The sequence below is a fragment of the Rhodococcus kronopolitis genome (genome assembly GCF_042654025.1).
GTDB classification, from domain to species: Bacteria; Actinomycetota; Actinomycetes; order Mycobacteriales; family Mycobacteriaceae; genus Rhodococcus_G; species Rhodococcus_G kronopolitis.
Genome location: NZ_JBHSFO010000001.1, coordinates 568,634 through 582,388, shown reverse-complemented (window position 1 = coordinate 582,388; position 13,755 = coordinate 568,634). Strand labels below are relative to the sequence as shown.

14 protein-coding genes are annotated in these 13,755 nt (G+C 71.2%); 7 read left to right on the top strand and 7 right to left on the bottom strand.

Annotation, left to right across the window (positions count from 1 at the left end):
* Nucleotides 1-12: 12 nt before the first annotated feature.
* The gene (locus ACFO6S_RS02555) at nucleotides 13-1,722 is read left to right on the top strand and encodes an alpha/beta hydrolase (RefSeq protein WP_378413808.1); all 1,710 of its coding nucleotides are present in this window, start codon (nucleotides 13-15) and stop codon (nucleotides 1,720-1,722) included.
* A gap of 28 nt (nucleotides 1,723-1,750) precedes the next feature.
* Here ACFO6S_RS02555 and ACFO6S_RS02550 read toward each other — a convergent pair whose 3' ends face one another.
* Both ACFO6S_RS02550 and ACFO6S_RS02545 read right to left on the bottom strand, forming a co-directional pair.
* Nucleotides 1,751-2,773: an acyl-CoA dehydrogenase family protein gene (locus tag ACFO6S_RS02550; protein ID WP_378413806.1), complete on the bottom strand. Its 1,023-nt coding sequence runs from the start codon at nucleotides 2,771-2,773 to the stop codon at nucleotides 1,751-1,753.
* Nucleotides 2,770-3,387, bottom strand: coding sequence for a TetR/AcrR family transcriptional regulator (locus ACFO6S_RS02545; RefSeq protein ID WP_378413804.1), 618 nt, complete (start codon nucleotides 3,385-3,387; stop codon nucleotides 2,770-2,772). The genes ACFO6S_RS02550 and ACFO6S_RS02545 overlap by 4 nt, the downstream gene beginning before the upstream one ends.
* Nucleotides 3,388-3,455: 68 nt before the next feature.
* On the opposite strand from ACFO6S_RS02545, the gene ACFO6S_RS02540 reads away from it, so the two are divergent.
* The 3 genes from ACFO6S_RS02540 to ACFO6S_RS02530 are packed head-to-tail and all read left to right on the top strand — an operon-like array spanning nucleotide 3,456 to nucleotide 6,684.
* Entirely contained in the window at nucleotides 3,456-4,391 is a 936-nt protein-coding gene (locus tag ACFO6S_RS02540; RefSeq protein ID WP_378413802.1) for a patatin-like phospholipase family protein, read from the top strand.
* Complete coding sequence (locus ACFO6S_RS02535; RefSeq protein ID WP_378413800.1) at nucleotides 4,388-5,851, top strand: flavin-containing monooxygenase; 1,464 nt, start codon at nucleotides 4,388-4,390, stop codon at nucleotides 5,849-5,851. The genes ACFO6S_RS02540 and ACFO6S_RS02535 overlap by 4 nt, the downstream gene beginning before the upstream one ends.
* Entirely contained in the window at nucleotides 5,848-6,684 is an 837-nt protein-coding gene (locus ACFO6S_RS02530; protein WP_378413798.1) for an SDR family oxidoreductase, read from the top strand. Before ACFO6S_RS02535 ends, ACFO6S_RS02530 begins: the two co-directional genes overlap by 4 nt.
* Nucleotides 6,685-6,727: 43 nt before the next feature.
* On the opposite strand, the gene amaB is transcribed toward ACFO6S_RS02530, so the two are convergent.
* A complete protein-coding gene (gene amaB, locus ACFO6S_RS02525; protein ID WP_378413796.1) occupies nucleotides 6,728-8,251 on the bottom strand; it encodes an L-piperidine-6-carboxylate dehydrogenase in 1,524 nt (507 codons plus the stop codon).
* A 62-nt stretch (nucleotides 8,252-8,313) separates the two neighbouring features.
* Here amaB and ACFO6S_RS02520 point away from each other — a divergent pair, with 62 nt between their 5' ends.
* Nucleotides 8,314-8,751, top strand: coding sequence for an Lrp/AsnC family transcriptional regulator (locus ACFO6S_RS02520; RefSeq protein WP_378413795.1), 438 nt, complete (start codon nucleotides 8,314-8,316; stop codon nucleotides 8,749-8,751).
* Between the two features lie 64 nt (nucleotides 8,752-8,815).
* Entirely contained in the window at nucleotides 8,816-10,147 is a 1,332-nt protein-coding gene (gene lat, locus ACFO6S_RS02515; protein ID WP_378413793.1) for an L-lysine 6-transaminase, read from the top strand.
* Nucleotides 10,148-10,178: 31 nt separating this feature from the next.
* Here lat and ACFO6S_RS02510 read toward each other — a convergent pair whose 3' ends face one another.
* Both ACFO6S_RS02510 and ACFO6S_RS02505 read right to left on the bottom strand, forming a co-directional pair.
* Nucleotides 10,179-10,751 (bottom strand): TetR/AcrR family transcriptional regulator, encoded by a 573-nt coding sequence (locus tag ACFO6S_RS02510; protein ID WP_378413791.1) that lies wholly within the window; start codon nucleotides 10,749-10,751, stop codon nucleotides 10,179-10,181.
* A gap of 29 nt (nucleotides 10,752-10,780) precedes the next feature.
* Nucleotides 10,781-11,902: an agmatine deiminase family protein gene (locus tag ACFO6S_RS02505; protein WP_378413790.1), complete on the bottom strand. Its 1,122-nt coding sequence runs from the start codon at nucleotides 11,900-11,902 to the stop codon at nucleotides 10,781-10,783.
* Nucleotides 11,903-12,110: 208 nt separating this feature from the next.
* Between ACFO6S_RS02505 and ACFO6S_RS02500 the strand changes: the two genes are divergently transcribed.
* The gene (locus tag ACFO6S_RS02500; protein WP_378413788.1) at nucleotides 12,111-12,923 is read left to right on the top strand and encodes a tyrosine-protein phosphatase; all 813 of its coding nucleotides are present in this window, start codon (nucleotides 12,111-12,113) and stop codon (nucleotides 12,921-12,923) included.
* Nucleotides 12,924-12,943: 20 nt separating this feature from the next.
* Here the strand turns inward: ACFO6S_RS02500 and ACFO6S_RS02495 are convergent, their stop codons facing one another.
* On the bottom strand, nucleotides 12,944-13,288 hold the full coding sequence (locus ACFO6S_RS02495; protein ID WP_378413786.1) for a hypothetical protein: 345 nt from the start codon (nucleotides 13,286-13,288) through the stop codon (nucleotides 12,944-12,946).
* Nucleotides 13,288-13,701, bottom strand: a complete 414-nt coding sequence (locus ACFO6S_RS02490; RefSeq protein WP_378413784.1) for a DUF1707 SHOCT-like domain-containing protein — start codon at nucleotides 13,699-13,701, stop codon at nucleotides 13,288-13,290. The genes ACFO6S_RS02495 and ACFO6S_RS02490 overlap by 1 nt, the downstream gene beginning before the upstream one ends.
* Between the last annotated feature and the right edge of the window lie 54 nt (nucleotides 13,702-13,755).

The following is a 13,755-nucleotide window of genomic DNA, read 5'->3' as shown; positions in this document are numbered from 1 at the left end:
GCGGAGGTGGTCATGGATCCGAAGGTCCTGGATTCGCCCGGCGGCCCGTCCGCCGCCGGAGTCGACGACGGCGGGCCGCCGGAGTCCGGCGAGCGCCGGAAGCTGCCGTACGTCACCCTTCCCGGTTGCTGGGGTGCGCTCGTCTTCGCCTGCCTGTCGTTCACCCCGTCGCTGCTCCCGCGCGGGGGCATCCTGCAGGGCGTGGTCTGTGGCATCACCGCCGCGATCGGGTACGGGCTCGGGGTGTTCGCGGCCTTCGTGTGGCGCGCCTTCGCCGACCGGTCGCCGCGGCGTCCCCGGCCTCGCTCCTGGCGGGTCTTCGTCGTCGGCGCGGTGGTGCTGTTCGCCGTCTCGTTCGGCATGGGGCAGTACTGGCAGCACCAGATCCGGAAGTTGATGGGGGTCACCGACTACAACATCGCGCTCGTGGTCCTCGGGCCCGTCGTCGCGGCAGTGCTCTTCTGTCTTCTCCTGGCGCTCGGACGGGGCATCCGGGGCCTGTACCGCGCGAGCTCGGGGCTGCTGAACCGGTGGATCGGGCGGCGGGCCGCGGGCGTGGTCGGCTGGTTTCTCGTCGCCGGACTCGTCTACGCGGTGGTCTCGGGAGTGCTGCTCGGCGGCCTCGTCGGCATCGCCAACGGGGCGTTCTCGGTGCGCGACACGATGACCCCGGAGGGCGTCGAGCAGCCGGCCACCGGCCTGCGGTCGGGCGGACCCGGGTCGGTGGTGCCGTGGGATTCGCTGGGCTGGCAGGGGCGCAGCTTCATCGGCACCGGACCGTCCACCGAGCAGATCGGTCAGTTCGTCGATCGCCCGGCGCTGGAACCGATTCGCAGTTACGCCGGTCTGGCGTCCTCTGCGGACTCCGAGTCCCGGGCGGCGCTGGCGGTCGAGGACCTCGGCCGGGCCGGCGGGTTCCAGCGCGGCAACCTGCTCGTGGTCACCACGACGGGGAGCGGCTGGGTGGACCCGGCTCTGGTGGACAGCTTCGAGTACCTCACCGGTGGCGACGCGGCGACCGTGGCGATCCAGTACTCGTACCTGCCGTCGTGGATCTCCTACCTGGTCGACCAGTCGAAGGCGCGGGAGGCCGGCCGCGACCTGTTCGACGCGGTCTACGACGTGTGGTCGAAACTGCCGCAGGACAACCGCCCCGAGCTGTTCGTGGCGGGGGAGAGCCTGGGCTCGTTCGGCGGCGAGACCGCCTTCAGCGGCGAGTACGACCTGCGCAACCGCACCTCGGGAACGTTGTTCGCGGGCCCACCCAACTTCAACACGCTGTTCCGGGAGTTCACCGACCGGCGGGAGCCGGGGAGTCCCGAGGTCGAGCCGGTCTACCGGAACGGCCGGACGGTGCGGTTCAGCAACGACCCCGAGGCCGGCATTCCTCCCACGGGGAGCCCATGGGACGGCGCCCGGGTGCTGTACCTGATGCATCCGTCCGACCCGATCGTCTGGTGGAGCCCGAACCTGATCCTGAGCGAGCCGGACTGGATCGGTCAGCCGCCCGGCCGGGACGTGCTCGAGGACATGGTCTGGATGCCGTTCGTGACGTTCTGGCAGATCACCGCAGACCTGCCGTTCTCCACCGGCGTTCCGGGCGGGCATGGCCACAAGTACACGGCCGAGTACGTCGACGGATGGAGGGCGGTCCTGCAACCCGCGGGTCTCACAGGTGAGCAGCTCGCCACGCTCCGGGCCGTCATCGGCGGCGGCGGGTGACGGCGTCCCACCTCGGGATGGTCGCGGGTCAGGTGCCGGCGTCGGCCCCGAGCTCGCCGAGCAGCGCCGCACGCATCGACGGCCGCGACGCCGCCACCAGGGTGAAGGTCGCCTCGCGCATCAGCCGTTCCGCGGTGGTCCCGCTCACCGCCGCGGAGCTGCCGGTCGCGGTCACCAGCGCGGCGGCGGCCCGGACCGCGAGCTCGGACGCCTGGGCCCGCGCCGCGAACAGGTCGAAACCGCCACCGAGCGCCGCGTCGAGGTTCGCCCGGACAGCGGCCGTCTCCGATGCGAATCCGGCGGTGTCGACGCCGCGTTCGCCGAGTTCGGCGAGGCAGCGCCGGGCGATGCCCATCGCCATGCAGCCGTTGAGCCAGGACCCGAAGACCTGACCGGCCGCGAACTCGGCGGGGGTGACGACCACCGCGACCCGTTCGTCCGGTACCTCGAACCCGTCGAACCGCATCCGGACGGTGTTGCTGCCACGGGCGGCGATCAGTGGTAGCGCCTCCACCGACACGCCCGGGCCGTCGGTCGCGTCGACGACGGCATGGACGATCGAGTCGTCGAACTCGTCGCGGGCACTCAGCTGCAGGATGTCGACGATGCCCCAGCCGGTCACGAACGGCGCGACGCCGTCGAGCACGTACCCGCCGTCGACGCGGCGTGCGTACAGCAGTGGCGGCTGCGGGACGGCGCCGGCGAAGGCGACGCCGGCCCGAACCGATCCGTCCGTCACGCCGTCCCAGTACCGTTCGCGCAGATCGTGATTCGGACTCGACGCCAGGCCCGCGACCACGCCGTGGTGCTGCATCCAGGTGAAGGTGGTGGCGAGGCAGCCGCCGCAGAGTGTCTCCACCACCTCGACGAGGTCGTCCATCCCGAGCCCCGGCCCGCCGACGTCGGGCGGCGCCGCCATCGCGTAGAAGCCGGCCTCGGCCAGCGCCTCGAAGTGGCTCACGGGAATCTCGCCGTCGGCGTCGATGCTGTCCGCGGCCGGGAACAGCACGTCGTCGGCAATGTCCTGCGCGAGCTTCTGCCAGTTCGTCACGCCTGTGAGGGTAGATCCGCGGAGCCGTCGGCGGTGAGAAGCGCGCGGAGGTTGCGGGTGACGATGCCGGTCGAGACGGTCGGGTCGATGGCCCGCTGGATACCGAGGCCGACGCCCATGCTCAGCATGCTGGTTGCCGCGTCGTCCACCGACATCGGCAGGGTGATCTCGCCGGACTCCACCAGCGCACCGAGCACGGCGGCCACGATGCCGCGAGCCATGCCGAGACTGGACACCAGCGCGGCCCGCAGCTCCGGGTCGTGACGGGCGAGCACGATGAACTCGAACTCGAGTGTCGTCCAGCCGACGTCCCCGAGTGTGCGCTCCGCCCAGTTCTCGAACGCCGCCAGCCGCTCCTCCATCGGTGCCTGCTGCGCCATCACCTCGGCCACCTCTGCGCCCTTGGTGACATGGATCAGTTGGAGCACCTCGAGGCACAGCTCGTTCTTGTTGCGGAAGTTGGAGTACACCGCGCCCTTGGAGTAGCCGGCCTCCTCCGCGACCTTCTCCAGCGAGGTCGCGGCGTACCCGTCGGCGAGAAACAGGTCACGGGCGGTCGCGATCAGGTTGGTTCTGGTCTGGGCCTGGCTTTCGGACCTGGTCAAACGCGCCATCTGTGGTCCTCTCGAGAAAATCGAACTTTGGTATACCGATCGTATCCAAATACTGTTAGTTTCTGAATATGACTTCGAGTGACACACATCTCCGCCGCGGTCTCGTCATCGGCTGCGGCGGCACCCTCGGCGCCGCCTGGACCGTCGCGGCGCTGGTGGCGGTCCGCGACGCGCTCGGCTGGGATCCCCGCGACGCGGACGTCCTCGTCGGCACCTCCGCGGGTGCGGAACTGGTCACCATGCTCGGCAGCGGGGTGAGCGTCGACGAGATCCTGGCCATGCAGCTGGGGGAGCAGCCGACCCATCCGGCGCTGCGCGAGCACCTGGCGGACGCCCCCGGCAGGCTGCCGCCGCTGCCTCGACTCGGCGTCGGCTCGCCGAAGCTGGTGCGCGCGGGGCTGCGCCGCGAGGTCGCGCCCGTGACGGCGCTGAGCGGGCTGCTGCCGACCGGCGGGGGCGACGCGTCCTGGCTGCACCGGCTCGCGGTGGGGCTGAACCCCGGCCGTGACTGGGTCCCGCACCCCGCCACCTGGCTGGTCGCGATGGACTACGACACCGGCGCCCGCGTCGCGTTCGGCTCGCCCGCTGCTCCGGAAGCGACACTCTCGCAGGCACTCCGCGCGTCCTGGGCGATCCCGGGGTGGATGCCGCCAGTGCGGATCGGGGGCAGGCGCTACGTCGACGGCGGAGCGGCCTCGACCGCCTCCGCGGACCTGCTCGCCCCGCTCGGACTTGACGAACTGGTGGTGCTGGCGCCGATGGCCTCCACCGGTCCGGTGCGCGCCCGAGGCGCCGCCCGCGCGGAACGGCTGGTGCTGCGGAGCTGGATGAGCGCAGGCCTGGACGCGGAGGTCGCCGCCGTCGAGGCGGCCGGCACCCGCGTCGTCCGGCTCGATGCCACCGCCGAGGACCTGGCCGTGATGGGCCCGAACTTCATGGACGACCGCAGGCGTCCGGCCACCCTGGAGGCCGCCCTGCGCACCACCCGAAAGGTGCTCGCATGACACCGGAACAGCACTTCGAGGTGATCGTGGTCGGGGCAGGCATCTCCGGCATCGGCGCCGGGATCACCCTGCGGCGGATGGGGATCACGGACTTCACGATCCTCGAGAAGGGCGATTCGCTCGGCGGCACCTGGCGCGACAACGACTATCCCGGGTGCGCCTGCGACGTCCCGTCCGGCCTGTACTCGTTCTCCTTCGCGCCGAATCCGGAGTGGAGCAGGCTGTTCGCGGGTCAGGACGAGATCCGCCGCTACATCGACCGCACCGCAGCCGAGCACGGGGTCGACGCACACGTGCGATTCGGCACGGAGCTGGTCCGCGCGGACTGGGACGAGTCGGCCCACCGCTGGGTGCTGCAGACCTCGAACGGCACGCTCACCGCGAACTCCGTGGTCGCGGCCGTCGGTCCCTGGAACGAACCGCTGGTGCCGCCGATCCCCGGCCTGGACACCTTCGGCGGCACGGTGTTCCACTCCTCGCGCTGGGACCACGACTACGACCTGACGGGCAAGCGCGTCGCGGTCGTCGGCACCGGTGCCTCCGCGGTGCAGTTCGTGCCCGCGATCGCACCGAGGGTGGGGGAGCTGCACCTCTACCAGCGCACCGCGCAGTGGGTGCTGCCGAAGCCGGACCATCACGTGCCGAAGGCGGAACGCTGGGTGATGCGCCGGATTCCGGGCGCGCACCGGGCCCTGCGCGCGATCGAGTACTCGATCATGGAGGCGCTCGGGCTCGGGTTCCGGCACCCGTGGATCCTGCGGATCGTCCAGCAGATCGGCCGGGCGCAGCTGCGTGTCCAGGTCCGCGACCCCGAGCTGCGCAAGGCCCTCACGCCCGACTACACCCTCGGCTGCAAGCGCCTGCTGCTGTCGAACACCTACCTGCCTGCGCTGACCCGGCCCAACGTCGAGGTGCACGCCAACGCCGTCGCCGCCGTCCGGGGCAACACCGTGGTCGGGGCCGACGGCGCCGAGCGGGAGGTCGACGCGATCGTCCTCGGCACCGGCTTCCACATCCTCGACATGCCGATCGGCGGCAAGATCTTCGACGGTGCCGGCCGCAGTCTCGACGAACACTGGAAGGGCAGCCCGCAGGCCTACCTCGGCACCACCATCGCCGGGTTCCCCAACGCCTACGTGCTGCTGGGCCCGGCGCTCGGCACCGGCCACACCTCGGCGTTCATGATCCTCGAGGCGCAGCTGGGCTACCTGGCGAAGGCGATCGCCGCGGCCAGGGCCGGCAACTGGACCCGGATGGAGACCCGTCCGGAGGTGCAGGCGGCCTTCAACGCAGAGGTGCAGCAGGCGCTGGCCACCACCGTCTACAACGCCGGCGGGTGCCAGAGCTACTTCCTGGACGCCAACGGGCGCAACAGCTTCAACTGGCCGTGGTCCACCGCGCGGATGAAGACCAGGCTCGGCGATTTCGACGAGCGCGCCTACGAGATGGAGACCCGATGAGATACCCCCAGATCGAGCTGTCCGGAGCCGTCGTCCTGATCACGGGCGCGGGCCGTGGCATCGGCCGCGCCACCGCGCATGCCATGGCCGCACGCGGTGCCGCGGTTGCGGTCGCCGACCTCGACCGGACCGCGGCCGACGAGACGGTCGCCGAGATCGGTTCGGCGGCACGGGCGTACACCCTCGACGTGCGGACCCGGCCGTCGTGGGACGCCTGCGTGGCGGCGGCGACGGCCGACCTGGGGCCGGTCGACGTGCTGGTCGGCAACGCCGGGGTGATGCCGGTCGCACCGTTCCTCGACGAGCCGGACCAGATCGGCGAGGCCACGATCGACGTGAACGTGTGGGGGCTGATCCACGGGATGCGCGCGGTGGCGCCGGCGATGATCGCCCGCGGTCGCGGCCACATCGTCAACGTCGCCTCGCTCGCGGGCAAGGTCGCGATCCCCGGACTGGCGGTGTACAACGCCAGCAAGTTTGCGGCCGTGGGGCTCTCGTCGACCGCCCGGCTCGAGTTCGCCGAACACGGGGTCAGCGTGTCCACGGTGCTGCCCAGCGCGGTCCGCACCACCCTGACCTCCGGTCTCCCGCTGGGCAAGGGACTGCCGACGGTGGACCCCGAGGACATCGCGGCGGCGGTCGTGCGCACGGTGTCGACGCGGCGGGCGCAGACCCCGGTACCCGGATACCTGGCGGCCCTGGACGTCGGACTGGCACTGGCCCCCGAACCGCTGATCACCCTGGTGCGCAGGGCGATCGGCGGGAACCGGGCGGTGACCTCCGTCGACGCGTCGGCGCGCGCCGACTACGACGAGCGGGTCCGGCGCCTGTGAGTGACTCCGGCCCGCACCGGGACCGGAAGGAAGCACGGGCGGGTCAGCGCCCGAACCTCACGCCCTGGGCGAGCGGCAGCTGGTCGGAGTAGTTGACGGTGTTGGTGGCCCGCCGCATGTACGCCTTCCAGGAGTCGGACCCGGACTCGCGGCCGCCACCGGTCTCCTTCTCGCCGCCGAACGCGCCGCCGATCTCCGCGCCGGAGGTGCCGATGTTGACGTTGGCGATCCCGCAGTCGGAGCCGTCCGAGGCGAGGAACCGCTCGGCCTCGCGCTGGTCCGTGGTGAAGATCGACGACGAAAGTCCATGCGGCACCTCGTTGTGCAGCGTGATCGCCTCGCCGAGGGTCTCGTAGGTGAGCACGTAGAGGATGGGCGCGAAGGTCTCCTCGCGCACCACCGAGGTCTGCGCCGGCATCCGGACCAGTGCCGGGGTGGCGTAGTGGCCGGAATCGGACTCCACCCGCTCGCCGCCGCAGACCACGGTGCCGCCGTCCGCCCGGGCCCGGACCAACGCGGCGGACATGGCGTCCCAGGCCCGTTCGCCGATCAGCGGGCCCACCAGGGTGCCCTCCGCGAAGGGGTCGCCGGCCCGCAGCTGCCGGTAGGCGGACGCGACCCGCTTCACCACCTCGTCGGCAATCGACGAGTGCACGATCAGCCTGCGCAGGCTGGTGCAGCGCTGGCCCGCGGTCCCGGCCGCGGAGAACACGATCCCGCGCACGGCCAGGTCGAGGTCCGCGGACGGCGCGACCACCGCCGCATTGTTGCCGCCGAGCTCGAGCAGGCACCGGCCGAAGCGCTGCGCGACCCGCGGCCCGACCTCCCGGCCCATCCGGACCGACCCGGTCGCGCTGACCAGGGCGACCGTCGGGTCGTCGACGAGCCGCTCGCCGACCGGACCGGCGCCGAGCACCAGTCGGTGGACGCCGGTCGGCGCGCCCACGTCCTCGGCCGCCCGGCGCAGCAGGGCATCGCACGCGATCGCGGTGAGCGGTGTCAGTTCGGACGGCTTCCAGACCACGGTGTCGCCGCAGACCAGGGCGATCGCGGTGTTCCAGGACCACACCGCCACGGGGAAGTTGAACGCGGAGATCACCGCGACCACACCGAGCGGGTGCCAGGTCTCCGTCAGGCGGTGGCCGGGGCGCTCCGACGGCATCGTGCGGCCGTACAGCTGCCGGGACAGCCCGACCGCGAACTCGCAGACGTCGATCATCTCCTGTACCTCGCCGAGAGCCTCGGCGGTGATCTTCCCGGCCTCGAGCGTGACGAGGGTCGCGAGGTCCGACTTGTGCTCGGTCAGCAGCTCGCCGAGCCGCCGCACCAGCGCGCCGCGCCGCGGCGCAGGCACCGTCCGCCACCGCAGGAACGCGTCGTGCGCGTCGGCGACGGCAGCGGTGACCTGCTCCGGCTCCGAGGGTGTCAGCAGGCAGAGGGTGCCGCCGGTGATCGGGCTGCGGGCGATCAGGGTGCCGTCGGCGGTGGGGTGGTCGTCGCGGGCCCCGCACGCGGCCAGCGCCGCCGCGGCCCGGTCCCGCAGGCTGTCGGTGTCGGGAATGATCATGTCGTGACCTTTCTCTCGCGCGGGTGCGCCGAGACCAGTGTGCGCTGGGTTAGCCTGCGCGGGTGCCGGAGAAACTGGACGAGACGGACGCACTGCTGCTGCGTGAGCTGATCGCGGACGGCCGGGCCACCCTGTCGGCGCTGGCCGAGAAGGCGGGCCTGTCGGTCTCGGCGGTGCAGGCGCGGGTGCGGCGGCTCGAGGGACGCGGAATGATCCGCGGCTACACGGCGAAGGTGGACCCGGAGGCCCTCGGGCACGGGTTGTCCGCGTTCGTCGCGATCACCCCCTTTGACCCGTCCGCCCCGGACGACGCCCCCGCCCGGCTCGCGCACCTGCCGGAGATCGAGTCCTGCCACTCGGTGGCGGGGGAGGACAGCTACGTGCTGATGGTGCGGGTGGCGTCCCCGCGGGCGCTCGAGGCGCTGCTGCAGACGATCCGGGTGACGGCCAACGTGCAGACCCGCAGCACCATCATCCTGCAGACATTTTACGACCGGTAGCGCCAGCGCCGTCATAATTCCTGCGTGATAGCCAATTTCACGTAAATACGCCTATCCTGAGCGCATGAGCACCGCGATGTGGTCATCCGATTCGTCCGTTCCTCTGCCCGCGGACCGGGTGCTTGCGGTGCTGCGGGAGAGCCTGCTGGTGGACGGTTTCGACCTGGTGCTCGACCTCGACCGCTCGCACGGGCGGCGGCTCGTCGACCTCCGTGACGGCACCGAGTACCTCGACATGTTCGGCTTCTTCGCCTCTTCCGCGCTGGGCATGAATCATCCGGACCTCGCCGAGGACGAGGGGTTCCGCGCGGAACTGGCCGCCGCCGCGGTGAACAAGCCGAGCAACTCCGACGTGTACACGGTGCCGATGGCGAGGTTCGTGCAGACCTTCGTGCGGGTGCTGGGCGACCCGGCGCTGCCGCACCTGTTCCTCGTCGACGGCGGGGCGCTGGCCGTCGAGAACGCGCTCAAGGTCTGCTTCGACTGGAAGAGCCGCCACAACGAGGCACGCGGGATCGACCCCGCGCTCGGCACCCGGGTGCTGCACCTGACCCACGCCTTCCACGGCCGCACCGGTTACACGATGTCGCTGACCAACACCGACCCCGGCAAGGTGGCGCGGTACCCCAGGTTCGACTGGCCCCGGATCGACGCGCCCTACCTCGAACCGGGCCGCGACGTCGAGGCCGCCGAGGCGCGCGCACTGTCGCAGGCGCGCCGCGCGTTCGACGAACACCCCCACGACATCGCCTGCTTCGTGGCCGAGCCCATCCAGGGCGAGGGCGGCGACCACCACTTCCGCCCCGAGTTCCTGCAGGCGATGGCGGCGTTGTGCCGGCGCCGGGACGCGCTGTTCGTGCTCGACGAGGTGCAGACCGGGGTCGGCATGACCGGCAGCGCCTGGGCGTACCAGCAGCTCGGCCTCGACCCGGACGTGGTCGCGTTCGGGAAGAAGACCCAGGTGTGCGGCGTGATGGCAGGCGGGCGGGTGGACGAGGTGCCCGACAACGTCTTCCGGGTCTCCTCCCGCATCAACTCCACCTGGGGCGGCAACCTGACGGACATGGTCCGGGCCCGGCGGATCCTCGAGGTGATCGAGCGGGACCGGCTGGTCGACCGGGCGCGACTGCTGGGCTCGCACCTGCTGGGTCGGCTGGACCGGCTGGCCGCCCGGCACGGGTGCGTCACCGATCCGCGCGGCCGCGGGCTGATGTGTGCGGTGACCCTGGACTCGCCGGCCCGGCGGGACGCGGTGCTCGCGCGCCTGCGCGCGGACGAGCGGGTACTGATGCTCGGGACCGGCGACCGCGGGCTCCGGTTCCGGCCCCCGCTCACGGTCACCTCGGCGGAGCTCGACGCGGCGGTCGATGCGCTGGACCGCGTGCTGTCGGCATAGCCGCCGCGCCGGTACGTTCGGGCGCCGACCTCTACGACGGGCCGAGCTCGACGACGACCGCGCCTGCGAGGAGTTCACGCGCTCGATCGAGCGTCATCGATCCGCTGAGCCAGCGTTCGCTCAGGCCCTCGACGAGCGAGGTGAGGCGTTCGGCGGCGTCGGCGGCACTGGCCGTCGGGTTCGCGCGGCCGGCGGCCTGCGCTGCTCGGATGAGGGTCTCGGCATCGTGTGCCCACGCCCGGGTGGTTGCGCAGAGCGGTTCGCGCAGTTCATCGGAGAAGACCGCGCTCGCTCGGAGCTCCCCCCAGGCGATGCTGTTCTCCCTGACGGTGGGGGCGCCCTGGATCTCCAGCAGCAGCATCTGCTCGAGTCGGGTGCGCGGGTCGGCGGATTCGAATGCCTCCCCGGTGTAGCGGCCGGCCCGGTCGTTGATGTGCTCGAGGGCGCTGCGCAGGATGCCGGCGCGGTCGTGGAAGTGGTAGTAGATCAGGGCGGTCGACACCCCGGCCTCGGCCGCGAGCTTCTCCACCCGCAGCCCGCGCACGCCGGCCTGGGCGATCACGCGGATCGCGGCTTCCATGATCTGTGTTCGACGATCGGGCACGAGTCCTCACTGTACGGACGGTCGCGTTCCTACTGCTCGGGCTCCTGCTGGGTGGTGCAGTGGATGCCACCGCCGCCCGCGGCGATGGCGTCGATGTTGATCTGCACGACCTGCCGGTCGGGGAAGAGGCGCTCGAGTTCCTGCCGGGCCGCTCCGTCGGCCTCGGGGTCACCGAACTCCGGTGCGATCACGCCGCCGTTGCAGACGTAGAAGTTGATGTATCCGGCCGCGAAGTCGTCCGACTCGAACTCCGGCCGGACGGTGGACGGCGCCTCGAGGACGACGACCTCGAGGCTTCTGCCCGCCGCGTCGGTGGCGGTCTCGAGAATGTCGAGATGGCGGGCGGTCACGTCGTGATCGAACGAGTCCGGGTCCGGGTCGAACCCGGCGACGACCACCCCGGGGCGGGCGAAGCGGGCGTAGAAGTCGGTGTGACCGTCGGTGATGTCCCGGCCGGCGATGCCGGGCAGCCAGATGATCTTCTCGAGCCCGAGCAGCGGGCCCAGTTCGGCTTCGACGTCCGCCTTCGACCATCCCGGGTTGCGGTTGCTGTTCAGGACGCAGCTCTCGGTGATGATCGCGGTTCCCTCACCGTCGACCTCGATCCCGCCGCCCTCGAGGACCAGATCCGTCGGCAACGACTCGACGCCCGCGCGGGCGGAGACGAAGTTCGCCACCCGCGCATCCTGGTCGTGGTCCTGCTTCCCACCCCAGCCGTTGAAGTTGAAGTCGATCCCGGCCCTGGTTCCGTTGCCCGTGACGAACACCGGACCGGTGTCGCGCATCCACAGGTCGTCGAGTGGAGCGGCGAGGAGTTCGACCGGGTGGGGGCCGACGAGTGCGCGGGCGAGGTCGAGTTCGTCCGGGCGGACCAGCATCGACACGGGCTCGAACCGTGCGATCGTCTGCGCGATCGTCGCCAGGTTCCGGCGAACCTCCGGCAGCAGGGCGGCTCCCCAGATCTCCTCGCTCGCGCCGAACGCCATCCAGGTCCGCTTGTGCGGCGCACCCTCCTCCGGCATCACCCAGGTGCGTCGATCGTCATCGCCACCGTCGCCGGAGCCGACGAGGGAAGCGGCGTCGTCGCAGCCGCCCATGAACAGGCCGCCGAGCGCGACCGCGCTCGCCTGGATGAACCGACGTCTCTGCATTGTGATGACTCCCCGCTCGATGTTCCTTCGCGTCAGGTCCTCGGTCAACCTTCCGCGGCGCCTGACCCGTCGAATCCTATCCTGACTGAAATTTCAGTCAAGGAGCGAAGGGTGCGACCGCACGGCAGGTGGTGAAATGCGATCAAACATCGAACGAAATTACGGGCGGGTGCGAGAGCGGCGCGGGATCGTGGTCTACCGTGCTGGTATGAGCACTTCTCCCACGGTCGGCGCCGGAATTCCCATCGCTTCGGTGCCCAACCTGCGCGACATCGGCGGCTACCCGACGGCGGACGGGGCCAAGGTCCGGACCGGCGTCGTCTACCGGTCGACCGACCTCGGCCGCGTTGTCGACGGTGACGTCGCCGCGCTGGACGCGCTCGGCATCGGCACGGTCTTCGACCTGCGGACCGCCGCCGAACGCGAGCTGCTGCCGGACCGGATCCCGACGGGCGCCAAGGAGATCGCGCTCGACGTGCTCGCCGACACCGACCCGAGCGCGGCGCCGGCGATGATGCAGCAGATCCTCACCGACCCCGCCCTCGCGGAGCAGTTGCTCGGCGCCGGTGACGCCAAGGACTACCTGGCGAAGAGCTACCGGGAGTTCGTCACACTGCCGTCCGCGGTAGCGGCGTACCAAGAGCTGTTCACCGACCTCGCCCGCGGTGGCGACGCGCCGGTGCTGATCCACTGCACCACCGGAAAGGACCGGACCGGCTGGGCCGTGGCCTCGTTGCTTCTCTTCCTCGGCGTCGACGAGGACACCGTCTACACCGAGTACCTACTCACCAACGAGCAGTTGCTGCCCGCCTTCGAGCCGGTGTTCGACAAGTTCCGGGCGGCGGGTGGCAACCCCGACATCCTGCTGCCGATCCTCGGTGTCCGCCGGACGTACCTCGACAGCGCCCTCGACCAGGTGCGGGCCGACTTCGGTGACGTTGCAGGCTATTTCGAGCGGGGACTTGGTCTCGAGCCGCGGGATCTGGCGGCCCTGCGCGAGCGGCTGCTCGTCCGTAGCTGACGGTCAGGCGCGGCCGCGGGTCAGTCGCGTGTGACCGTCAGGCCGAGCGCGCCGCCGGAGAACCGGGTGACGGCCTCGCAGGCGGTCTCCAGCGCGCCGGCGTGGCCGTCGCGGGCCCAGCCCGTGAGGGTCGCGACGCCGTCGGGCTGTGGCGTCAGGACCACCTCGGCCAGGAGTTCGCCGGTGTTCGGCTGGCACACCGCCCACGAGTAGTGCTCGTCGGCCGCCCACTGCGCGGTGCGGGCGGCGACGTAGTCCGGGTCGTCGATCCCGCCGTCGGCGAGCGCGGGCCGGTCGTCGACCCGTTCGTCGGCTCGCAGCGCCCGCAGGTACCAGGCGCCGGCATTGACCTCGATCGGTTCCATCAGTTGCGGTCCTCTGTGTCGTTGCGACGCCGCCGGCGTCGCCTTGTGCGTTCGCGGTTGCCGCCGTACAGCAGTGCACCTGCGATGGGTACGGCCAGGAACCACAACCAGCTGCCGGTCACGAAGAACAGCACCAGGGCGATCAGCGGGACGACGGCCATCGCCCGGCCCGGCCAGTCGACGCCGGACGCGTGGTCGTCGGTCACCGTCGCGGGGGAACCGGGTCCCGTCGTGGCAGGCAGGTCGGAGAACACCTGCTCGAGCTGGCCGCGGGTGCTGGCCGCGGCAATCTGACCGCTGCGTTCGTCGAACTCGGTGACCGTCAGCCGACCGTCGGTGAAGTGGCGGCTCAATGCGTCGAGTGCCTGTTCACGTTCTACGGTGCCGATGCGGATCTCGGGAACCTCTGACATGAATGCAGCCTAGTAGAACGACGAACGCCCCGGCCTGGTGACAATGGCCGGGGC

What these genes read in the sequence shown, in the direction of transcription:
- ACFO6S_RS02555 (WP_378413808.1), top strand. Translation starts at nt 13, where the DNA reads ATGGATCCGAAGGTCCTGGATTCGCCCGGCGGCCCGTCCGCCGCCGGA.
- ACFO6S_RS02545 (WP_378413804.1), bottom strand. Translation starts at nt 3,387, where the DNA reads ATGGCGCGTTTGACCAGGTCCGAAAGCCAGGCCCAGACCAGAACCAAC.
- ACFO6S_RS02540 (WP_378413802.1), top strand. Translation starts at nt 3,456, where the DNA reads ATGACTTCGAGTGACACACATCTCCGCCGCGGTCTCGTCATCGGCTGC.
- ACFO6S_RS02535 (WP_378413800.1), top strand. Translation starts at nt 4,388, where the DNA reads ATGACACCGGAACAGCACTTCGAGGTGATCGTGGTCGGGGCAGGCATC.
- ACFO6S_RS02530 (WP_378413798.1), top strand. Translation starts at nt 5,848, where the DNA reads ATGAGATACCCCCAGATCGAGCTGTCCGGAGCCGTCGTCCTGATCACG.
- amaB (WP_378413796.1), bottom strand. Translation starts at nt 8,251, where the DNA reads ATGATCATTCCCGACACCGACAGCCTGCGGGACCGGGCCGCGGCGGCG.
- lat (WP_378413793.1), top strand. Translation starts at nt 8,816, where the DNA reads ATGAGCACCGCGATGTGGTCATCCGATTCGTCCGTTCCTCTGCCCGCG.
- ACFO6S_RS02505 (WP_378413790.1), bottom strand. Translation starts at nt 11,902, where the DNA reads ATGCAGAGACGTCGGTTCATCCAGGCGAGCGCGGTCGCGCTCGGCGGC.
- ACFO6S_RS02500 (WP_378413788.1), top strand. Translation starts at nt 12,111, where the DNA reads ATGAGCACTTCTCCCACGGTCGGCGCCGGAATTCCCATCGCTTCGGTG.
- ACFO6S_RS02495 (WP_378413786.1), bottom strand. Translation starts at nt 13,288, where the DNA reads ATGGAACCGATCGAGGTCAATGCCGGCGCCTGGTACCTGCGGGCGCTG.
- ACFO6S_RS02490 (WP_378413784.1), bottom strand. Translation starts at nt 13,701, where the DNA reads ATGTCAGAGGTTCCCGAGATCCGCATCGGCACCGTAGAACGTGAACAG.